The sequence below is a fragment of the Caulobacter sp. ALps2 genome (genome assembly GCF_058681635.1).
Genome location: NZ_CM178743.1, coordinates 3,251,788 through 3,271,926, shown reverse-complemented (window position 1 = coordinate 3,271,926; position 20,139 = coordinate 3,251,788). Strand labels below are relative to the sequence as shown.

Sequence of the window (20,139 nt, the reverse complement as noted above, 5' to 3'; positions counted from 1 at the left end):
ACGAGCGCCGAGCAAGGTCCCCGACGCCGAACGAGCGCTTTGCCCGGCTTGACCGCGACACGCCTTCGACAGTCCTATCGCCCTGGGAGGCGCCAATGTCCCATTCACCCGTGCAGACCCTTGGGGCGGCCCTCACGCCGATCGTCACCCTGGTGGTGATGTGGCGTGGCGGCCGTCCGGAGCGCATCGTCGCCCTGGCGTCCCTGGCGGCGTATCTGATTTCCCCCTACGCCCAGCGCCTCAGCGGCGGTCGCTGGCCCCTGCTTGGCGTGGCGCTGGTCGATGTGACGTTCTGCGCTCTGCTTGTCGTCCTGGCCCTGAGATATGACCGCGCCTGGCTGCTGCTGGCCGCGGGCGTCGAGTTGGCGACCGTCATGGCCCATCTGGGCATGATCCTCGACCCGACCCTGATGGCGCGGGGCTACGTGATCTCATTGTGGATCTTCTACTTCATCTTCCTGGCTGCGCTGTCCTACAGCCTGGTCGAGGCGCGCGGCGTTCGAGCGCGCGCTGATCGCTGACACGACCAGCCTGATCAAGTCGGCGCCCGGCGTTCGCGCGTCGGGCGCCGACTTCGTTCGCAATTAAGACCCTATCACGCCCAGCCAGGCGGAGAGGCTTGACGTCTCCCACCCCATACCCGTCAGATCAGCCGGCAGTTCCAGTGCGTCGCCATCTCTACAGGTCGCGACGACGTACTGCATTGCGAATATCGTAGTCTATATTTGCGATGTTCATGAATTGAACACCACTGAGCGCAATCAGGACTGATTGAACATATGTCCTTGTCCTGAGAAATTCCGAATTTACCCAAGACGACGCCACGGCAACGCTATCTCGATCAAAGTGATTGGGGATAGTGATGACCATTCGAAACCGACGGCACGCGGCCACCGGCTTGCGCGCGCTTCTGCTCACCGCCACCGTGCTTGGCGGCGCGACCCCCGCCCTGGCCCAGGAGGCGTCCGAGGTCGACACCGTCGTGGTGACCGGCAAGCGCCTGTCCGAGGCCAGTGTCGCGATCGGCACCGACCACGCCACCGCGACGGTCTCGATCACCCGCGAAGCGCTACTGTCGGCGCCGGCGGGCATCACCGGCCTGAAGATGCTGGAGTCCCTCCCCGGCTTCAACGTCCAGGCCAACGACGCCCTGGGCATGTACGAGTTCGGCAATTCAGTCTCGGTGCGGGCCTTCAACTTCCAGCAGATCGGCTTCCTGCTGGACAACATCCCGATGGGCCGCAGCGACCAGTTCGGCGGCAGCCCGATCTATCGTTATGTCGACAACGAGAACCTGCTGCGGGTGACCGCCTCGGCCGGCGCGGGCGACGTCGCCCTGCCCAGCTACGCCTCGCTGGGCCCGATCGTCGACTACTTCACCCAAGCGCCTTCGAAGGACGCTGGCGGCGCGATCAGCGGCACCCTGGGCAGCGACAACCTGCGGCGCGGCTTCCTGCGGCTGGAGACTGGCGAGCACGGCGGTTTCTCGGGCTACGCCAGCGGCTCGTGGATCAAGGGCGACCTGTGGCGCGGCCCGGGCACGATCGACCGCAAGCACTATGAGGGCAAGCTGCGCTACGCCCTGCCCAACGGCGGCGACATCAGCTTCCAGACCGTTCACAACGACTATTTCGACTACGACAGCCCGTCGATCAGCAAAGCCCAGTACGCGGGTACGGCCGGCGACCTGTTCGGGCGGTCCGGTCGGTACTTCGCCTATCTGGGCGTGGTCCCTACCCCCGGCGCGGCCGGCACGGCCCAGACGGCCACCAACCTGCCAGCCGTGGCCGGCGGCCCGACCTATTCGAACGCCAACTACGCTCAATACTACAAGTTCGCGGTCAACAAGCGGAAGGACCACCTGTATGGCCTGACGCTGAACACGCCGATCACCGACAATGTCGACCTGACCACCACGGCCTACTACGAGGACAAGGGCGGCTACGGCGTCTCGCCCGAGGCCTATGCGACCTCGAAGGCCAGCTATGACGCCGAGGTCGGCAAGGTGGCCGGCATCGTCGCCCCCAAGGGCATCCAGTACGGCCTATCGGGCGTCGACGGCGTCCGCCAGGGCGTGACCGGCAAGGTCTCCTGGCATCTCGGCTTCAACAAGATCGAGGCGGGTCTCTGGCTGGAGAACGACGACTACCACCGCACCCAGAACCGCTACAACGTCGAGAATGGCAATCCCGACGGCGCGCCGCTGTTCAACGAGCGGGTCCACGCCCAGCGGGATTACAAGTCGCTGCGGGAGACCAAGCAGTTCTTCGTCAAGGACACCCTGACCCTGCTGGAGGCCAAGCTGAAGGTCGAGCTGGGCTTCAAGGCGACCGACATCGACTACAAGATCGCCGGCTATCGCAATCCGGCCGACTACATCAACGGCCGTCACCCGATCCTGAAGGCCAACTGGAAAGACAGCTTCCTGCCGCAGGTCGGCGCGGTCTACAGCCTGACCGGCCGCGACCAGGTGTTCGCCTCGTACTCGGAGAACATGGCCCTGCCGCGCGGGGCCGACGACATCTTCTCGGCCGCCAGCCCGACCGTCACAGCGCCCGAGCCCGAGACCTCGACCAACTGGGAGATCGGCTATCGCGCCAATCACCGCACGTTCAACGCCTCGATCGTCGCCTACCAAACGGAGTTCAAGAACCGCCTGCAGGCGTTCGCGTCCCTGGTGCCCGGCGGCGGCGGCGTGACCGAGACCTTCTTCCAGAACGTCGGGGCGGTGAAGGCCAAGGGCGTCGAGTTCAGCGGCCAGTGGAAGCCCGAGGTCTTCGCCGGCAAGGCCTATTTCAACGCCAACGTCTCGTACAACGACGCCAAGTTCCAGGACGATGTCCTGAACTATCGCGCCAGCACCACGGCCACGCCGACCACCCTGGCGATCGCGGGCAAGAAGGTGCCGGATTTCCCCGACTGGGTGTTCACGACCGGGGTGACGGTCGAGCCGTTCGATGGCCTGCTGGTCAACGTCTCGGCCCGTCACCTGGAGAGCCGCTTCACCAACTTCGTCAACAGCGAGAAGGTCGGCGGCTACACCATCGTCAACGCCTATATCGACATCGGCGACGGCTTCGCGGCCGGGCCGTTCAGCCAGGTCAAGGCCCGGGTCAATGTCGATAACCTGTTCGACAAGGACTATCTGGGCACGATCAATACGACGGTGAACACGCCGGCCAGCTTCCGCCCGGCCCCGCCCCGGACGGTGCAGTTCACGATCTCGGCCGACTTCTAAGGCCGGGGCGTCGGCGGGCTTCGATGGAACCCGCCGACGCTAGCGACTAGGGCTGGATCGGCGCTTCGTTGGCGAACCACCGCGCGGGCAGCGGTCGCTTGACCGGCCACACCTCGTCCAGGGTCGCGGCGTCGTAGAGCCGGCCGTTCTTCATCACTTGGCCCAGCTTCTCGACATTGGCGATGTCCGCCAGCGGATCGGCGTCGAAGATCAGCAGGTCAGCGAACTTGCCCGGCTCCAGGCTGCCGATGTCGTGGGTCCGGCCGATGGCCTCGGCTGAGCCCATGGTCGCCGCGCGGATCGTCTCGAGCGGCGTCGCCCCGCCCGAGGCGAACAGTTGCATCTCCCAGGCGAAGCCCAGGCCCTGGACCTCGCTGTGGCTGCCCAGGCCCACGACTCCGCCGGCGCGCTGGATGGCCAGGGCGTCCTTGGCGAAGCTGGCGTAGGACATGTTCTCCGGCGGCGTCCAATGGCGGTCACCCAGCTTGGACGACAGGACGCCCGGCGGCATGAAGCGCTTCAGGCGCGGCTCATCCTGTGGCCGGCGGGTGATGATCAGGTCGAACAGCGGCGGCTCGCCGCCGTAGAGAACGTTCAGGGTCGGCACCAGGCTGGTGCGCGACAGGGCGAACAACCGCACCACGTCCTCACGCAGCGGTGAAACCGGCAGGGCGTGCTCGTTGCCCGAGAAGCCGTCCAGGGCGTGGGTCAGGTTGAGGTTGAGGTCGGACGCCCCCTCGGTGGTCGGCATCATCCCTAAGGCCTTGGCGGCCTCGACCATGTACTGGCGCTGGGCGCGGTCGCCGACCATGTACGACTTGATGTTCCGCGTCTGGTATTCGTCGCGATAGCGCTTGAGGACGTCTTCCGCCTCGGCCTCGCTGTCGATGCGGCTGGCCATGAACACCCCCGGCCCGGTCGAATAGAGACGCGGGGCCAGGGTCAGGCCGGCGTCGGCCATGTCCTGGTAGACGAACTGGTCGTTGGTGAAGGTCTGCGGGTCCAGGCTGCTGGTGATCCCGAACGACAGGCTGACCAGGAACGACCAGGGCTGCGGGTCCTGCACCTGCCGGCGGATGTCGAACCAGTGGGCGTGAGCGTCGATGAAGCCGGGGGTGATCACCTTGCCCGCGACGTCGCGGACCACCGCGCCCTTGGGCGGCGGCGCCACGCCGGCCTTGCCGACCGAGACGATGCGGCCATTCGAGACGACGACGTCGGCGTTCTGGATGACCTCGTCGCCACGCATGGTGACGACCGTGGCGCCGCGCAGGACCATCGCCCCCGCGGGAATGTCGCGCGGGACCTCCACGGGCGCGCTGACCGCCAAGGCCTTGGCCTCGCTGGCGCCCGGCGACGCGCGGTCGATATCGGCCACCGCGATCTTGCGCAGGGTCGAGCCGACCGACCAGACGATCGACTTGCCGCCGTCGGCCCAGTCGAAGAAGTCCGCGCCGATCTTCGTGAGCTTCACGAAACCAGACGTCGCCGTCTCCAGATTGACCTCCGGAGTCTTGTCGGCGGCGACGGCCGGGACGTCGACCAGATAGAGCTCGGCGGCCGTGCGGACGATGGCCTTGTCGCCGGCGGGGCTGAGCTTGATCTCCTCGGCCGGGACCTGGACGCCGACATATTGCGACCAGGGGCGGACCTTGCCGACGAATTCGGCCTTGGGCTTTTCGTCGCCCTCGAGCGCCACCGACTGGACGGCGCCCGCATAGAACCGCACGCGCTTGGGATCGGCGCCGAAGGACAACAGGCGGGCCGACGATGTATGGGCCACCAGCGCTTGCGCACCGCCAGCGGCCGGCACGCGGACGATGTCGGTCGGCCAGTCGGGCGAGGCCTCGCTGGCCCGGCGCAGGCGATCGTACTGGCTGGACTTCAGGGCCACGATCGACGCGCCGTCCGGCGAGAAGGTCGGCTCGGTGTAGAAGGCGCCGTCATCGGTCAGGCGCGCGGCCTTGCCGCCGCTGGCCGGCATCCGCCAGATCGCCCCGCCCTCGCGCGGGTCCCAGGTGACGAAGACCAGCGCCTTGCCGTCCGGCGACCAGCGCGGTTGGAAGGCCTGGGCCGGCGCGCCCTTGACCTTGGCCGGTTTGCCGTCCGGCTTCAGGTCCTGAACGTAGAGGCCGCCGAGAGCGGTGAAGGCGAAGCGCTGGCCGTCCGGCGAGACGCTGGGCGCCTGAATGAGACGGGCGCGAACCGGGCCGGTCTCCTCGACCTGGCTGACGCGGGTCAGCGGACCCAGGTCGACCTTGGCGTGGACGGTGAACGGGATGGGCGTCACGGCGCCGGTGGCGACCTCGATCCGCCGGAGCTTGCCGTCGACGCTGGCGATCAGGGCCTTGTCGTCGGCGGTGAAGGTGAAACGCGGCGTCAGGCCGGCATAGTAGCCCTGCTCCTGGCCGTCATGATCGATCGGGAAGGCCAGCCAGCGGTCGGCGCCCGTGGCCAGTTCGCGCAGGCGCAGGCCGGTCTGGTTCTTCCAGCGGCTGGCATAGGCGATGAAACGACCGTCATGCGACAAGGCAGGGCTCATCGCCCCGCCCTGCCCCTGGATGATCACGTCCTCGACGTCGGTCTTGAGGTCGCGGCGGGCGATCGACCAGGCGGGCGGCGCCTTCTCGGTCCAGGTGTGGCCGGTCTTGCGGGCGTAATAGGCGTAGCGGCCGTCGGCCGTGATGGCCGCGCCCATGGCGTTGATGCGATTGTCCCAGTCCTCGCCATTCGGCTGGGCCTTGACCACCGCCTTGCCCTCAGAGCCGTCGAGCGGGAAGCGCCATAGCTCGAAGGCCAGCACCGGGTGCTTCATGCGCGAGATGTAGACGGCCGAGCCGTCCGGGGCCCAGACCGGCGTGGCGAAGACGGTCAGCTTGTCCTCGCGGCTGACCTGGCGCGGGCTCGTCCCGTCGGCGTTGGCGACCCACAGGTTGGTCACGCCCGAGCGGTCGCTGACGAAGGCGATCGACTTGCCGTCCGGCGAATAGACCGGCGCGGTCTCGAAGGCCTGACCGGTCAGGACCGGCCGGGCCTCCCCGCCCTTGGCGTCGATCACGTAGATGTCGCCCAACAGGTTGAAGACGATCGTCTTGCCGTCGGGCGAGAGATCCGGCTGCATCCAGGTGGCCTCGCCCAGGGTGAGGTGCAGGGTGCGCGCCGGCTTCAGGCTGAGGCCGTCAGCGGCCGCGGCGCTGGCCGAAGCCAGCATCGTCGCCGCCAGGAGGACGCGGCGAACCGCTTTCGAAGTGTTCGGAAGGGTCCGCCGCATTTTACTCGAGCTCTTAGAAGGTCACGTCCACGCGCACGCCCGCCGTGCGCGGACGCACGATCGAATAGGCCGGAGCGGCCTGGTCCGTGAAGGGCGCGTTGAGGATGCCGTACTCGTTGGTGAAGTTGTTGACGAAGCCCAGCACCCGGACCTTGTCGGTCGGGGCGATCGAGGCCCGCAGGTCGAAGATGTTGAAGTCGCCGCGCGTATTCGGATTGCCGAACGCCACTGGGGCCTTGCTCAGGTAGCGGTGCGCCACCTCGAAGGTCGGGGCCAGTTTCACTTCCGGGAACTCGAACGACAGGGTGTTCGAGGTCGACCACTTGGACGAGCCCGGCAGGGTCGTGCCGGCCGCGTAACCGCCGCCGACCGCGAAGCTGTCGGGCAGCAGGGTCGTCAGCTTGGCTTCCTGGTAGGTCGTGCTGTTGCTGAAGGTGATGTGCTGGCTGACCTTGAACTGGCCGGCGAATTCGACGCCGTCGACCTTGGCCGAGCCGGCGTTGGTCACGTACGAGTAGTAGTACGGCGCGGCGGTGAACAGGCGGGCCTGGATGTCCTTCCACTTCAGATGGAAGACCGAGACGTCCAGGGACAGGCGGTTATCCAGCAGGGTGGTCTTCAGGCCGGCCTCGTAGTTGTCGACCGTGTCGCTGCCGTAGCTGGTCGGGATGCCGGCCAGGATCGCCGCGTTCGGGTTCGGACCGCCCACGCGGAAGCCGCGCGAATAGGTGGCGTAGGCCATGACGCCCTTCTGCGGACGGAAGGCCAGGGTCACCTTCGGCGTGAAGCCGTTTTCCTTCTGGCCGGTGCCGAACGACGAGGCGGTCGGCGAGAAGCTGCCCGCGCCCAGGCTGCCGGCGGCGTTGGTGATCTCGGCGGTGTTCTTGGTGTCGTAGTAGCGGCCGCCCACCGTGATCTCCCACTGCGGGGTGAACTTGTAGGACACCTCGCCGAAGACCCCGAAGTCCTTGTTGAGGGTGTCGGAGATGTAGCCGTAGATCGCGTCGCCCGGGGCCAGGATCGCGCCGCCGTAGCCGCCGAAGTCACCCGGGTGGGCGTTGATATAGGCGGCCGCGCCGGGCTGGTAGATACGGTCGGCGCTGGACTTCTTGGCGCGCATGTAGCTGGCGCCGATCAGCCACTTGAGGCGGTCGTCCGCCTTCGAGGCCAGGCGACCTTCCAGGGTGTCGATGTCGGCCTTGGCCGCGCCGATGCTGTAGGCCGAGGCCGCGCCGGTCGTGACGCCGGTCACGTAGGCGTAGGGATAGGAATAGGTCGTCGTGTTGGTTTTGTGGTTGGTCGAGCCGATCACGGTCATGTCCGCGAAGCCGACGTCCTGGTCCAGGCGCAGGCTGTTGAGCCAGAAGTCGGTCTCCTGCGGCTCGGCGCGCGGGGTGTTCCGGACATAGTCGTGCGAGAGGTAGGTCTGGTCGTCCAGCAGGCTGTCCTGGTAGGCCGACAGGAAGGTCAGCTTGGTCCCGTTACCCGGATCGAACACCAGCGAGCCACGCACACCGCGGGTACGGAAGTCGTTGACCCCGTCTTCGTTAGTGCCCGGATTGTCCAGGAAGCCGGCGTCGAAGCGTTGCAGCGCGACGATGCGCACACCCAGCTTGTCGGTCACGATCGGGATGTTGACCATCGCCTTGGCCGCGTAGTTGGCCTGGCCGGCGTTCTTGGTCGTCCCCAGCAGGCCCGAGGCGGCGGCCTCGTACTTGCTGACATTGGCCGTCTTGGCCACGTAGTTGACCAGGCCGCCCAGGGTCGAGGAACCAAACAGCGTGCCTTGCGGACCGCGCAGCACTTCGACCCGCTCCAGGTCGAACGTGTCGACGTCGGGGATGCCGATCGGGAAGCCCGGCTCGACCACCACCACTTCGTTCAGGTAGTAGCCTGTCGTGGTCTGGCCCTGCTCGTGATAGGTCGTCGCCGAAATACCGCGCACCACCACTTCCGAGATGCCGGGCTGGTAGTCGTTGAAGGTCACGCCGGGCAGGCGGACGATGTAATCGGCCAGGCTGTTGGCGTTGACCTTCCGCAGGTCGGCGCCGCTGACCGCGCTGATCGGCATGGCGACGTCGCGCACGCTCTCGTTTCGCTTGGTCGCCGTGACGATCAGGGCGTCCAGCTCGGTCACCGGCTGCGCCGTGGTCTGGGCGCTGGCGGCCGTTCCTAGCGAGAGGCCCGCCGCGACGATGCAGGCCGACAGCGACGCCGCGCCCATCAGTTTGGTCTTGCGCATATCTCGATCCCCTTATTGGGGCCGACGGCGAGATGACCGACGCCCCTGTTCAAACCCCTTGAAGCCCCACGGACGCCGGCGGTCGGCTCGCTTGGTTCGCGATGCTCAGCGACCGGTCACAACGTTCGTGAGGGTGAGGCTTGTCCTTTCGTGGCGGAGCAAAAACATCCAAAAATGGCAGGCCGAGGGGACCAAGCGCTTGCAAGCTGGACCCGTGACCAGCCACGGATTGGATGTTCCGGCCCCTGAGCGAAGCGATCAGGCTGGCCCGACTGAGAGATATGACGAGGGGTCCATGATCGATCGACGCAGCCTTCTTTGCGCTGGCCTTGGGGCGAGCGCGGGCCTGGTGATGCTGGCGCCGCCGCAGGCGCTGGCGGCCGAGCGCGGCCTGGACGTGGCCCTGATCAACGCGCGCGTCTGGACGCCCGGCGCGGGCGGCTCGCGCCTGTCGGCCGTCGGCATCGTGGGCGAGCGGATCGCCGCCGTCGGGGCCGAGCAGGTCAAGGCGCTGGTCACCCCCAAGACCAAGGTCATCGACCTGAAGGGGGCGTTCCTGACGCCGGCCTTTACCGACAACCACACCCACTTCCTGATCGGCTCGACGACCCTGTCCCAAGCCGACCTGCTCAGCGCCAAGGACCGCGCCGACTTCGCCGCCCGCATCGGCGCGGTGGCCAAGGCCCGTCCGGGCAAGTGGATCCTGGGCGGCTCGTGGGACGAGCAGCGCCTGGGCGGCGCCCTGCCTACCCACGAGTGGATCGACGCGGTGACGCCCGACACGCCGGTCGCGGTGCCGCGCACGGATTTGCACCTCTACCTGCTCAACAAGGTGGCGATGAAGCTGGCGGGCATCACCCGCGACACCCCCGATCCGCCGGGCGGCGTCATCGTCCGCGACGCCAATGGCGAGCCGACGGGCGTGGTCAAGGACAACGCCAAGACCCTGGTCGAGCGTGTCATCCCGCCGATCAGCGACGCCGAGACCGACGCCATCATGCGCCAGGGCATCGCCTACGGCCTCAGCAAGGGCGTCGCCCAGATCCACAATCCCGAGCTGGACTGGCGCACCTACGAGTCGCTGCGCCGCCTACGGGCCAAGGGCGAGACGGACGTGCGCTTCTACGCCTTCGTCCCCCTGCCCGACTGGGAGAAGATGGCGGCCATCGTCGACAAGGAAGGCCGCGGCGACGACTGGGTGCGTTGGGGCGGCCTGAAGGCCCTGGCCGACGGCTCTCTAGGCTCGCGCACCGCCGTCTTCCACGAGCACTATGACGACGCGCCCGACCAGACCGGCGTGCGGGTCACCACCCTGGCCAATCTGCGCGAATGGATCACGGCGGCCGACGCCAAGGGCCTGCACATCACCACCCACGCCATCGGCGACCAGGCCAACGACGACGTGCTGGATATCTATCGCGACGTCGAGAAGACCAACGGCGTCAAGGATCGCCGTTTCCGCATCGAGCACGCCCAGCACCTGAGCGCGACGGCCATCCCGCGTTTCGCCCAGCAGAAGGTGATCGCCTCGGTTCAGCCCTATCACGCCATCGACGACGGACGCTGGGCCATCAAGCGCATCGGCGCCGAGCGCCTGAAGGGCACCTACGCCTTCAAGTCGCTGATGGACGCCGGCGCGACCGTGACCTTCGGCTCGGACTGGCCCGTGGGCCCGCTGGACCCGCTGACCGGCGTCTACGGCGCGGTGACCCGCCGGACGATCGACGGGGCCAATCCGGACGGCTGGCTGCCCGAGCAGAAGGTGACCGTCGAGCAGGCCCTGACCGCCTACACGCTCAACAACGCCTTCGCCGGGTTCATGGACGACCGCACCGGCAAGATCGCGCCGGGCTACTATGCCGACCTGACGGTGATGGACGCCGACCTGACCACGATCGATCCGCTGAGGATCCAGGACGTGAAGGTCCTGCACACCTTCGTGGGCGGCAAGGCGCGGTACTCGGCCTAGATCCCCGCCGCCTTCGCGAGCGTGAACAGCGCCTTGCGCGCCTCGTCCTCGCGCAGGCTGGCGAAGCCGATGCGCAGGCCCCGGCCGGCGCCCTCGCGGCTGGCGAACGAGCGCGACGAGGCCAGGCGGACACCCAGCTCCGGTCCTCGAGCCTCGATGCGATCCAGGTCGCTCTCGTCGGGAAAGGTCAGCCAGAAGGCCAGGCCGCCGTCGGGGGTCTTGAACCGCACGCGGTCGCCGAACGCCTCGGTCACGGCCTCGGCGAAGGCCAGCCGGCGGGCGGCGTAGACCTGGGTGGCCTTGCGGGCGTGGCGGCGCAGCTCGCCGCTCTCGATCAGCTCGGCGGCGGCGTCCTCGGTCAGCATGTTGCCCATGCCGTCGGTCAGCGACACCGTGTGGGCCACCGCGTCGATGAAGGCCTTGGGCGCGGCGATGTAGCCGATCCGCAGGGCCGGCAGCAGCAGCTTGGACAGCGAGCCGGCGTAGATCACGTACGACGGGGCGTAGCTGGCGATCGGCAGCAGCGGCTGCGACTCGAAATGGAACTCGTGGTCGTAGTCGTCCTCGATGATCGCGAAGTTGAACTGTCGGGCCAGCAGCAGCAGGCGGAGGCGGCGCTCGGGCCGCAGGGCCACGGTGGTCGGGAACTGGTGGTGCGGGGTCAGGAAGATCGCCTTCACGCCCCCTTCCCGGCAGCGGCGCTCGACGTCCACGACATCGACGCCCTGGTCGTCCAGGCCAACGGCCTCGACCTTGGCCCCGCAGGCGCGGAAGGCGGCCACGGCCGGCTCGTAGGTCAGGGCCTCGACCAGCACCGTGTCGCCCGGCGCGATCAAGGTGCGGGCGGCCAGGAAGATGGCGTTCTGGCTGCCGCGCGTGATGCAGATGTTCTCGGGCCCCACGGCCAGTCCGCGCTCGGTGCGCAGCATCTCGGCGATCCCCTCGCGCAGGCCCGCCGAGCCGCGCGGGTCGCCATAGAGCATGCGGTTGTGGCGCGCCGCCCGCTGGATCGCCGAGCGATAGGCACGGCCCAGCACTTCCTCCGGAAACAGCCGGCTGTCGGGCGAGCCCTCGTCCAGGCGGGTGCGGGTGTCGCTGGGCAGGGCCAGCGGCCGGGCCGGCGGCGCGTTGAAGGCATAGGCCGGGGCCTTGGCGTCGACGGTCTCGACCACCCGCTCGGGCTGGGTGGCGCGGATCGGCGCCGACTTGGGCAGCACCTCGGAGACCATGGTCCCGCGTGTGCCGTGCGAGGTCAGCCAGCCTTGGGCGATCAGGTCCTCGTATGCCAACACCACGGTCTTGCGGTTGACGCCCAGCATGGTGGCCAGGCCCCGGCTGCTGGGCAGATAGGCGCCCGAGGTCAACCGGCCGCGCTCGACCTCGTGGATCAGACCGTGGACGATCTGCAGATACAGCGGCATCGGCTTGGAGGCGTCGATCACCTCGCCCAGCGCCATGTTCCATGGTCGCGCCATTGGCCCCCTCCACTCGTTACTAGTCTTCTTCTTATGGGTCCAACATGCGCCGAAGCCAGCGCCACGGCAATCGTCCGGCTGGACCCGTGACGCTGTCAGTCTTGGTGCTTGTTCGGCGCCAGACCGTTTCCGATTGTGCTCAGGAAAGCAGCGTCGGCCGGGGGTCGGCCTTCAGTCCGCGAGGCCAAGCATGTCCGAGTCGACGCCGTCCGGCGCCCCAGATCCCTACCAGGGCGGCCCCGGCGACGTGATCGACCTGATCCGCGAGTTCCCCCTCGCCTGGGTGGCGCCGCGCGACGATCGGGGGGGCCAGGTCGCGACCCTGCTGCCGATGCTGGCCAATACCGACGCGGAAGGCCACGTCGTCTCCCTGCTGGGCCACATGGCCCGCCGCAATCCGCTGTACGCCGCGCTGGAGGCTCAGCCTCGCGCGGTGCTGCTGTTCACCGGCCCGCAGGCCTATGTCTCGCCGGGCCTGGTCTCGAACAAGACCTGGGCCCCGACCTGGAACTACGCCCAGGTGCGTGTCGAGGCGACGATCCGCTTCCGCCCCGATCTGAGCCACGAGGCGCTGGATCGCTTGACCGGGGTCATGGATGAGCGGGACCAGACGGGTTGGCGGCCGCGCGACGTCGGCGGTCGCTACGACGCCATGGCCCAGGCCATCATCGCCTTCGAGGCCGACGTGACCGACCTGAGCGCCAAGTTCAAACTGGGCCAGGACGAGTCCGACCAGGCCCTCGCGGAGATCTTGGCGGGTCATCCAGACCCTGTGCTATCCCGCTGGATGCGACGCATGAACGCCTGTCGGCTCGGCTCGTAGGGGTTCGCCGCGTCCAGGTGGCCGCCGTGGTCGAAACGCCCCTGACACGCCAGAAACGGCCTCGGCTGTCAGAGCCGTGACGCCGAGAACGTGTCGCAGACCGCCGGGTCGCCCTGATCGTAGCCGCGCGTGAACCAGCGCTGGCGCTGGGCGCTTGTGCCGTGGGTGAAGCTGTCGGGCACGACCTCACCCTGGCCGCGCTTCTGGATGGTGTCGTCGCCGACCGCCGCCGCCGCGCCCAGGCCGTCCTGGATGTCGGCGCGGTTGATGACGATCTTGCCGCCCGAGGCCGCGCCGGCATGAGACGCCCAGACGCCGGCGTAGCAGTCGGCCTGCAGCTCCAGCCGCACCGAGCCGCTCTCCTCGCCCCGCGCGCCCAGGCGGCGAGCCTGCTGGTCCGCGCCCAGCAGATGCTGCACGTGGTGGCCGATCTCGTGGCTGATGACGTAGGCGCGGGCGAACTCGCCCTTGGCCCCGAAGCGGCCTTCCAGTTCGCTCCAGAACGACAGGTCCAGATAGACCTTCTGATCGGCTGGGCAGTAGAATGGCCCCATGGCCGACTGGCCCGTGCCGCAGCCGGTGCCGGTGGCCCGCTGGTAGAGCACGATGGCCTCGGGCGGCCGGTAGTCGACGCCCTGGTCGCGCAGCATCGGCGTCCAGATCTCGCGGTTCGAGGTCTCGATCACGTCGACGAACTGGCCCTCGCGATCGCTGACCTGGCCGCGCTGGCCCTGTTGCTCGGCGGGCTGCTGCAGACCTTGGGTCGCCTCCAGGGTCGTGCGCGGGTCGATGCCGAACACGAAATAACCGATGGCGGCCAGCACCACCGCGCCCACGCCGCCGCCGGCGATGCCGACAGGCCCCAGACCACGCCGGTCCTCGATGTTGCCGGACCGGCGGCCGCCTTCCCACTCCATGGGTGTTCCTTGCTGTTAGCGTTGTTTCGGTTCGCTGGCCGGCCGGATGGCCCGCATGCGCGCATTGCTCTCGTCCAGGGCTTCCTGCGTCAAGCGCTCAAGCCGCTGAGTTTGAGCCGAAAGATCGGTGTCGCGCCGGGGCGGCTCGTCCGCCGTCAGCGGCCGCAGGCTGAGGCCGGCGCGCTGGGCGTCCAGACCACGCAGCCGCGCGGCCGTATCGGCCCGGGTCTGGGCGTTCGAGATTTCGGTCTGGCTGGCCGACAAGTCACGCCGAGCGTCCTGCAGGGCATGCTCGCTCATGAAGCGGTCTTGCAGCGCGGTCTGGGCGTAGGCCGCGCCACCCAGCGCCGCCAGGCCTCCGAAAAGAAGACCGGCGGTCAACAGAAGAAACCCGCGCGTCATCGAACGCTCCTCGTTACAGGACGGCCGACGACGCGCCAAAGTCTTTCGGGTTGCGCGTCAGGGCCGCTTGACCGTGAAACGCGCGAGCTCGGTCTTTGGCGCCAGCCACTCGGGCGCCAGCTCGGACGCGCGACCATAGTCGCGATAGGCCGCGCTCAGATCACCCAGGCCCTCGTTGGCCAAGCCGCGATTGAAGAACGCCTTCTCGGGATCCTTCACGCCCAGGGCCAGGCCCTTGTCGATCTGCTCGACCCCTTCGCGATAACGGTCTTCGCCGACATAGGTCGCGCCGCGATTCACATAGGCTTCGCCCAGGTTCGGATCGATGCTGGAAGCCTGGTCGAAGTCAGCGCGGGCGGCGCCGAACTGGCGCTGGCGCATCTGCAGCACGCCGCGGTTCACATAGGTGCGGGCGCGGTCGCGGAAGTTCAGGGTCTCGACCTGAAGGGCCTTGGTGCAGGCCAGCACCGCGCGACCGTCGGCCCGGCCCTTCAAGGCGGCTTCAGAACACTCCTGGGCCGAGCCGCTGCCGATCACCAGGTTCGATGCGCCGGCCCCGCCGGCAAAGGACAAAAGCGCCGCCGCGCTCAGCGCGGCGAGCGGGATCGCTCTGGTCATGTCGTCCTCCCATGGGCCGGTCTCGAGGCCGGCCTCATGACGCCCATGATAGCACCAACAGGTGTTGTCCGACATGGTTTCCAACCGCGGAGTCGCGCTTTGCCCGGGCCGTGCTAACAGAGGCGGCGAGTCCCTTCATGAACCCGTCTCCAAGGTTTTTTGGTATGCATCTCGCCCGCTTTTCCCGCGCCCGCTTCGCCCACCTGCCGACGCCGCTGGAGCCCCTGCCCCGCCTGGGCGCGGCGCTGGGCGTCGACCTGTGGGTCAAGCGCGACGACTGCACGGGCCTGGCCGGCGGCGGCAACAAGACCCGCAAGCTGGAGTTCCTGCTCGGCGAGGCCCTGGCCCAGGGCGCCGACACGCTGGTCACACAAGGCGCGGTGCAGTCCAACCACGTGCGCCAGACCATCGCCGCCGGCGCCCGCTTCGGCCTCAAGACCGAGGTGATCCTGGAGGAACGCACCGGATCCAAGGCCAGCGACTACATGGGCAACGGCAATGTGCTGCTGGACAAGCTGATGGGCGCGGCGATCCGCTACGTGCCGGGCGGCACGGACATGGTCGCCGAGCTTGAGAGCACCGCGGAAAGCGTCCGCCAGCGCGGTGGCAAGCCCTATGTCATCCCCGGCGGCGGCTCGAACACGGTCGGGGCGCTGGGCTATGTCGACTGCGCCCGAGAACTGGTGGTCCAGGCCGACCAGATGGACCTGAAGATCGACCGCCTGGTCACCGCCACCGGCAGCGCCGGCACCCATGCGGGCCTGGTCGCCGGCTTCGCGGCCCTGTCGGTCGATGTGCCCATCCTGGGTTTCGGCGTGCGCGCGCCCAAGGCCAAGCAGGAAGAAAACGTCTTCAACCTGGCCGTCGCCACCGCCGAGAAGATCGGCGCGGCCGGCCGCGTGAAACGCGAGGCCGTGGTCGCCGACTGCGACTATGTCGGCGAAGGTTATGGCTTGGTGGATCAGGGCGTCATCGACGCCTTGGCCCTGGCCGCGCGCACCGAGGGCCTGCTGTTCGACCCCGTCTATTCGGGCAAAGCGCTGAAGGGCCTGATCGACCAGGCCGGCAAGGGCGCGTTCAAGGGCGAGCGGGTCGTGTTCCTGCACACCGGCGGCGCCCAAGGCCTGTTTGGCTATCAGAGCATCCTGGAACCCGCGCTGTGAGCAAAATCCTGGGCGTCCTCGGCGGCATGGGCCCGGCCGCCACCCTGGACTTTCTCGCGAAGCTCCAGGCGGCCACGCCGGTCAAGCGCGAGCAGGACCACCTGCGGGTGCTGGTCGACATCAACCCGCGCGTCCCGGACCGCAACGTCAGCGACTCCGATCCTGGCCCTGTGTTGGCCGCCATGGCGGCCGGTCTGCGCGACGGCGGGGCTCAGGTGCTGGCCATCGCCTGCAACACCGCCCACGCCTATGCCGACGAAGTCCGCGCCAGCGGCCTGCCGCTGATCGACATGCTGGAGACGGCGGGCCTGGCCGCCCAGGCCAAGGGCGCCAGCGTCGTCGGCGTGCTGGGCACCAGCGTGGCGCTGGGCCTCTACCGCGACCGCTTCTCGCACATGGGGCTGGAGGTGGTGATGCTGGACGACCACGAGCAGGTCGAGTTCATGGCCCTGCTGTATCGCATCAAGCAGGGCGATCTGGGCGAGGCCTCGCGCGAGACCATGGCCGCCCTCGCCCATCGCCTGGTCGGCAAGGGCGCGCGGAGCGTGGTGGCGGGCTGCACCGAAGTGCCGCTGGTGCTCAGCGCCGCGAACCTCTCGGTCCCGTTCCTGGATGCGACGGAAGAACTGGCCAAGCGCTGCGTGGCCGCCTGCCTCAGCGAGTCAACCTAGGCCGGACCTCATCGTACGAGGCCTCGAACATGCCCAGCAGGGCCGCCGCGCCGCGTGAGGCCTGGGCCATGCGTAGCAGCGCCGCCCGGGCGTGGGCGTTGTCAGCGATCTCGGCCTGGCGCTCCAGGCGCTCGGCTTCGCAGAGGTGATCGTTTTGGCTTCCCATGCCGCAAACGTTTACAGGACATGAACGGCGCCGCCATGCGACCGCTGGACGCACACCGTTCATTAACCAAGGTTTGGTGTGCGCCCGATTGTCACGGAATGTTAAAAGCCAAGCATAGCCACGAACGAAAACGCCCCCGGACCTTGCGGGTCCGGGGGCGTTGTCCTGTTCCCCAACAGGACGGCGTCGGCTGCGCTAAAATCGAGCGCGGCGGCGTCGCCTCAGAAACTTGATGACGCCTTTTCGCCGAACGCGGATCGTCAGGCAACGCGTCGCCCTGTCGCAGGCCCCATTTTGAGGACACGGTCAAGCTAGAAATCGTTTTCAATCAATGGGCTCGCCCAGAAATGTTTATTTCTCCCGCGACGAGTCGCCGCAGTTCGGCCTGCCTATGGCGCCGCGCGCAAAAATGGGTGGTCAAATCGATGACACCGGTAGCAAGCTGCGTCCAGATCGTCGCTGCAAGACGACGGGGCCCCTGCCGGCCCGGGAGGAACGCTACTAGGCTTGCCCCTTCCGGTACGATGGCGGCTCCGCGCCAGTCGGAGTTATCGCATGCCGCTCAGCCCCATTTCCCGTCGCCGCCTCATGACCACCACGGCCGCCGCCTTCGCGGCCGCCGGGATCGCCAGTCCGCTCAAGGCCTTCGCCCAGACCAGCAAGACCCAGGCGCTGGACGTGATGAAGAAGGCCTCCAAGTTCATGGTCGAGAAAGCCGCCTATAAGGGCGGCTACGTCTGGAGCTACCTGCCCGACTTCTCGCGCCGCTGGGGCGAGATGGAAGCCTTCCCGACGATGATCTGGGTGCAGCCCCCCGGCACCGGCACGGTCGGCCACCTGTTCCTGGACGCCTATCACGCCACCGGCGACGAGTATTATTACGACGCCGCCTGCAAGGCCGCCGACGCCCTGATCGCCATCCAGAACCCGGCCGGCGGCTGGAACTATATCGGCGACATGGCCGGCGAGGCCTCGCTGAAGAAGTGGTACGACACCATCGGCAAGAACGGCTGGCGCCTCGAGGAATTCCAGCATTACTACGGCAACTGCACCTTCGACGACGAAGGCACCGCCGAGTGCTGCAAGTTCATGCTGCGCATGTACGTCGAGAAGAAGGACGCCAAGTACAAGGCCGCCTTCGAGAAGGCCCTGAAGTTCGTCCTGGACAGTCAGTACCCGGTCGGCGGCTGGCCGCAGCGCTATCCGCTGAAGGACGAGTTCCACCATCACGGCAACCCGGACTACACCAGCTTCATCACCTTCAATGACGACGTGGTCGGCGAGAACATCGAGTTCCTGATCATGGTCTATCAGGCCCTGGGCGATAAGACCGTCCTGGACCCGATCCGCCGCGCCATGGACTGCTACGTCGCCTGCCAGCAACCTGCGCCGCAGCCGGGCTGGGGCCTGCAGCACACCGTCGCCGACCTGAAGCCGGCCGGCGCGCGCACCTACGAGCCCAAGGCTTTCGCGACACACGCCTCGGCCAGCTGCCTGTCGCAGCTCATGACCTTCTACCAGCTGACCGGCGACCCGAAGTACATCGCCCGCGTGGCGGAAGCCCTGGACTGGCTGGACAGCGTGCGCCTGCCCGACAACGTCATGCCCGGCAAGCCGCGCTACCCGACCTTCATCCAGATCGGCAACGGCCGGCCCCTGTTCGTGCACCGCACGGGCTCGAACGTCGTCAACGGCCGCTACTACACCGACGAGAACCCCGAGAAGACGGTCACCCACTACTCGTCGTTCCGGAGCATCGACGTGAAGGGCATGCGCGCCCGCTATGAAAAGCTGAAGGCCATGGGGCCGGAAGAGGCCAGCAAGCATTCGCCGCTGAAGGGCCAGCGCCCGCTGCCCAAGTACTTCATGGTCAAGGATCTCTCGGTCGATGACCTGACCGTCGGCGGCGATCTCAGCAGCTCGGCGACCAAGGGCGTCCAGGCCGATCCGGCCAAGGTGGCCAAGCTGACGGCCGAGCTGAACGCCGAGGGCTGGTGGCCCACGCCCCTGACCTCGACCAGCCAGCCCTATATCGGCGATGGTCCCGCCACCCCGACGCCGGGCGACTTCTCCGAGACCAAGGTCGGCGACAAGTACGACACCTCGCCCTATCCGGATCCGCATCCGGCCATCGGCATCTCGACCGGCGCGTTCATCGCCAACATGGCGACGCTGATCAAGTTCGTGGACGCCTAGGTTACTCGCAGGCGCGCCGGAGGTTCATCAGGACCTTCGGCGTGTCCTTGCGCAGGGCTTCGCGCATCATCGCCTTGGGCACGGGCCAGTCCACCGCCAGACGATTGTCATAGAACACGCGCGTACCTCGCCCGCCGTTCAGCGGCTGCAACCGCCACTCGCCCTGCTCGACCTTCAGATCGCCCTCGACCAGATGAAAACGGATCCGGCTGACCGGCTCGTAGTCCGAGCGGAAAACGATCCGCATGCCCGGGAAGACAAAGGTGCGCCGGGTCACGTGCTCGCGCACGTCCCAACCTCGCCGTTGGTCGCCCGAAACTACCCGGCAGCTGGCCAGGTTGGTGATCATCCGACCAGCCGTCGCGCAATCGGTCATGATCGCCCAGACCTTCTCGGGTGGCGCGGCGATATCGATCACGGCCCGGACTCGGCCGGAAATCCCGTCGGGATCGGGCGTCACCTCCGCATGCGCCTCGCCCCTGTCCAGGGCGGCTCGCGCCTTGGGCGTCAGCTCGAACGCCAGGGCTGGCCCGCCCAGGCTCCACCCGATCGCCATCGCCAAGATCCACCGCCGCATGCGCGCGCTCCTTTGTCGTGGAGCAGCTACGACGGCCGGCGGCGAATGGACGCCTAGAGCGAGCGGTCCAGGGCTTCACGCACGACCTCGGGCGCGTGGTCGATAACGTGCAGATAGGCGGTCAGGGCCGCGTCCGGGCGTGCGTCGCCGTGCTCGAGGTCCTCCAGCAGCGTCTGGTCGATATGGAAGACGCGGGCGAAGTCAGTCTGCGATAGCCCGGTGCGCCAGCGAACCGCCTGGACCAGAGCGCGGGCGGAACGCGCGCGCGCGGGGGTGGCGGCTTCGTCGATCGCGGGGTCTCGGGTCATCATGGCTACGCTCCTGAACTGCCCCCCTCCCTAGGCGGACTTTAGGACGTCCCCATTGCAGAAATTCGACGGCTTTGAGTCAGCGCGTATTTGTCGGGAGCCG

The 20,139-nt window shown here is 67.8% G+C and carries 16 protein-coding genes; 7 read left to right on the top strand and 9 right to left on the bottom strand.

Annotated elements, in window-relative coordinates; all coding sequences use genetic code 11:
* Window positions 1–95: 95 nt before the first annotated feature.
* Both ACW173_RS15525 and ACW173_RS15520 read left to right on the top strand, forming a co-directional pair.
* Entirely contained in the window at window positions 96–521 is a 426-nt protein-coding gene (locus tag ACW173_RS15525; RefSeq protein WP_492080899.1) for a hypothetical protein, read from the top strand.
* Window positions 522–850: 329 nt separating this feature from the next.
* Window positions 851–3,238: a TonB-dependent receptor gene (locus ACW173_RS15520; RefSeq protein WP_492080898.1), complete on the top strand. Its 2,388-nt coding sequence runs from the start codon at window positions 851–853 to the stop codon at window positions 3,236–3,238.
* A gap of 46 nt (window positions 3,239–3,284) precedes the next feature.
* Here the strand turns inward: ACW173_RS15520 and ACW173_RS15515 are convergent, their stop codons facing one another.
* Together ACW173_RS15515 and ACW173_RS15510 are read right to left on the bottom strand one after the other, a co-directional pair.
* Window positions 3,285–6,509: an amidohydrolase family protein gene (locus ACW173_RS15515; protein WP_492080897.1), complete on the bottom strand. Its 3,225-nt coding sequence runs from the start codon at window positions 6,507–6,509 to the stop codon at window positions 3,285–3,287.
* A gap of 13 nt (window positions 6,510–6,522) precedes the next feature.
* On the bottom strand, window positions 6,523–8,751 hold the full coding sequence (locus ACW173_RS15510; RefSeq protein WP_492080896.1) for a TonB-dependent receptor: 2,229 nt from the start codon (window positions 8,749–8,751) through the stop codon (window positions 6,523–6,525).
* A 295-nt stretch (window positions 8,752–9,046) separates the two neighbouring features.
* Between ACW173_RS15510 and ACW173_RS15505 the strand changes: the two genes are divergently transcribed.
* Entirely contained in the window at window positions 9,047–10,720 is a 1,674-nt protein-coding gene (locus ACW173_RS15505) for an amidohydrolase (protein WP_492080895.1), read from the top strand.
* On the opposite strand, the gene pdxR is transcribed toward ACW173_RS15505, so the two are convergent.
* On the bottom strand, window positions 10,717–12,195 hold the full coding sequence (pdxR, locus tag ACW173_RS15500; RefSeq protein ID WP_492080893.1) for a MocR-like pyridoxine biosynthesis transcription factor PdxR: 1,479 nt from the start codon (window positions 12,193–12,195) through the stop codon (window positions 10,717–10,719). The genes ACW173_RS15505 and pdxR overlap by 4 nt on opposite strands.
* A gap of 190 nt (window positions 12,196–12,385) precedes the next feature.
* On the opposite strand from pdxR, the gene ACW173_RS15495 reads away from it, so the two are divergent.
* Window positions 12,386–13,018 carry an FMN-binding negative transcriptional regulator gene (locus tag ACW173_RS15495; protein ID WP_492080892.1) on the top strand — a complete coding sequence of 211 codons (633 nt, stop codon included), beginning with the start codon at window positions 12,386–12,388 and terminating at the stop codon, window positions 13,016–13,018.
* A gap of 68 nt (window positions 13,019–13,086) precedes the next feature.
* On the opposite strand, the gene ypfJ is transcribed toward ACW173_RS15495, so the two are convergent.
* The 3 genes from ypfJ to ACW173_RS15480 are packed head-to-tail and all read right to left on the bottom strand — an operon-like array spanning window position 13,087 to window position 14,955.
* Window positions 13,087–13,935 carry a KPN_02809 family neutral zinc metallopeptidase gene (gene ypfJ, locus ACW173_RS15490; protein WP_492080891.1) on the bottom strand — a complete coding sequence of 283 codons (849 nt, stop codon included), beginning with the start codon at window positions 13,933–13,935 and terminating at the stop codon, window positions 13,087–13,089.
* Window positions 13,936–13,950: 15 nt separating this feature from the next.
* Window positions 13,951–14,337 carry a hypothetical protein gene (locus ACW173_RS15485; RefSeq protein ID WP_492080889.1) on the bottom strand — a complete coding sequence of 129 codons (387 nt, stop codon included), beginning with the start codon at window positions 14,335–14,337 and terminating at the stop codon, window positions 13,951–13,953.
* Window positions 14,338–14,394: 57 nt separating this feature from the next.
* On the bottom strand, window positions 14,395–14,955 hold the full coding sequence (locus tag ACW173_RS15480; RefSeq protein WP_492080888.1) for a tetratricopeptide repeat protein: 561 nt from the start codon (window positions 14,953–14,955) through the stop codon (window positions 14,395–14,397).
* A gap of 164 nt (window positions 14,956–15,119) precedes the next feature.
* Here ACW173_RS15480 and cuyA point away from each other — a divergent pair, with 164 nt between their 5' ends.
* Together cuyA and cuyB are read left to right on the top strand one after the other, a co-directional pair.
* On the top strand, window positions 15,120–16,118 hold the full coding sequence (cuyA, locus tag ACW173_RS15475) for a D-cysteate sulfo-lyase (RefSeq protein WP_492080887.1): 999 nt from the start codon (window positions 15,120–15,122) through the stop codon (window positions 16,116–16,118).
* Complete coding sequence (cuyB, locus tag ACW173_RS15470) at window positions 16,115–16,789, top strand: cysteate racemase (RefSeq protein WP_492080886.1); 675 nt, start codon at window positions 16,115–16,117, stop codon at window positions 16,787–16,789. Before cuyA ends, cuyB begins: the two co-directional genes overlap by 4 nt.
* On the opposite strand, the gene ACW173_RS15465 is transcribed toward cuyB, so the two are convergent.
* The gene (locus ACW173_RS15465) at window positions 16,773–16,955 is read right to left on the bottom strand and encodes a hypothetical protein (RefSeq protein WP_492080885.1); all 183 of its coding nucleotides are present in this window, start codon (window positions 16,953–16,955) and stop codon (window positions 16,773–16,775) included. The genes cuyB and ACW173_RS15465 overlap by 17 nt on opposite strands.
* Before the next feature lie 555 nt (window positions 16,956–17,510).
* Between ACW173_RS15465 and ACW173_RS15460 the strand changes: the two genes are divergently transcribed.
* Window positions 17,511–19,151 carry a pectate lyase gene (locus ACW173_RS15460; RefSeq protein ID WP_492080884.1) on the top strand — a complete coding sequence of 547 codons (1,641 nt, stop codon included), beginning with the start codon at window positions 17,511–17,513 and terminating at the stop codon, window positions 19,149–19,151.
* 1 nt (window position 19,152) lies between these two features.
* Here the strand turns inward: ACW173_RS15460 and ACW173_RS15455 are convergent, their stop codons facing one another.
* Window positions 19,153–19,728, bottom strand: a complete 576-nt coding sequence (locus tag ACW173_RS15455; protein ID WP_492080882.1) for an SRPBCC family protein — start codon at window positions 19,726–19,728, stop codon at window positions 19,153–19,155.
* Window positions 19,729–19,781: 53 nt separating this feature from the next.
* Window positions 19,782–20,039: a helix-turn-helix domain-containing protein gene (locus ACW173_RS15450; RefSeq protein WP_492080881.1), complete on the bottom strand. Its 258-nt coding sequence runs from the start codon at window positions 20,037–20,039 to the stop codon at window positions 19,782–19,784.
* Window positions 20,040–20,139: the final 100 nt, after the last annotated feature.

Bases quoted from the DNA above. Each gene is read 5' to 3' on its own strand.
- ACW173_RS15525 (WP_492080899.1), top strand. From the start codon at position 96: ATGTCCCATTCACCCGTGCAGACCCTTGGGGCGGCCCTCACGCCGATC.
- ACW173_RS15450 (WP_492080881.1), bottom strand. From the start codon at position 20,039: ATGATGACCCGAGACCCCGCGATCGACGAAGCCGCCACCCCCGCGCGC.
- ACW173_RS15485 (WP_492080889.1), bottom strand. From the start codon at position 14,337: ATGACGCGCGGGTTTCTTCTGTTGACCGCCGGTCTTCTTTTCGGAGGC.
- ACW173_RS15480 (WP_492080888.1), bottom strand. From the start codon at position 14,955: ATGACCAGAGCGATCCCGCTCGCCGCGCTGAGCGCGGCGGCGCTTTTG.
- ypfJ (WP_492080891.1), bottom strand. From the start codon at position 13,935: ATGGAGTGGGAAGGCGGCCGCCGGTCCGGCAACATCGAGGACCGGCGT.
- ACW173_RS15455 (WP_492080882.1), bottom strand. From the start codon at position 19,728: ATGCGGCGGTGGATCTTGGCGATGGCGATCGGGTGGAGCCTGGGCGGG.
- ACW173_RS15460 (WP_492080884.1), top strand. From the start codon at position 17,511: ATGCCGCTCAGCCCCATTTCCCGTCGCCGCCTCATGACCACCACGGCC.
- ACW173_RS15510 (WP_492080896.1), bottom strand. From the start codon at position 8,751: ATGCGCAAGACCAAACTGATGGGCGCGGCGTCGCTGTCGGCCTGCATC.
- pdxR (WP_492080893.1), bottom strand. From the start codon at position 12,195: ATGGCGCGACCATGGAACATGGCGCTGGGCGAGGTGATCGACGCCTCC.
- ACW173_RS15505 (WP_492080895.1), top strand. From the start codon at position 9,047: ATGATCGATCGACGCAGCCTTCTTTGCGCTGGCCTTGGGGCGAGCGCG.
- ACW173_RS15495 (WP_492080892.1), top strand. From the start codon at position 12,386: ATGTCCGAGTCGACGCCGTCCGGCGCCCCAGATCCCTACCAGGGCGGC.
- cuyA (WP_492080887.1), top strand. From the start codon at position 15,120: ATGCATCTCGCCCGCTTTTCCCGCGCCCGCTTCGCCCACCTGCCGACG.
- ACW173_RS15465 (WP_492080885.1), bottom strand. From the start codon at position 16,955: ATGGGAAGCCAAAACGATCACCTCTGCGAAGCCGAGCGCCTGGAGCGC.
- ACW173_RS15515 (WP_492080897.1), bottom strand. From the start codon at position 6,509: ATGCGGCGGACCCTTCCGAACACTTCGAAAGCGGTTCGCCGCGTCCTC.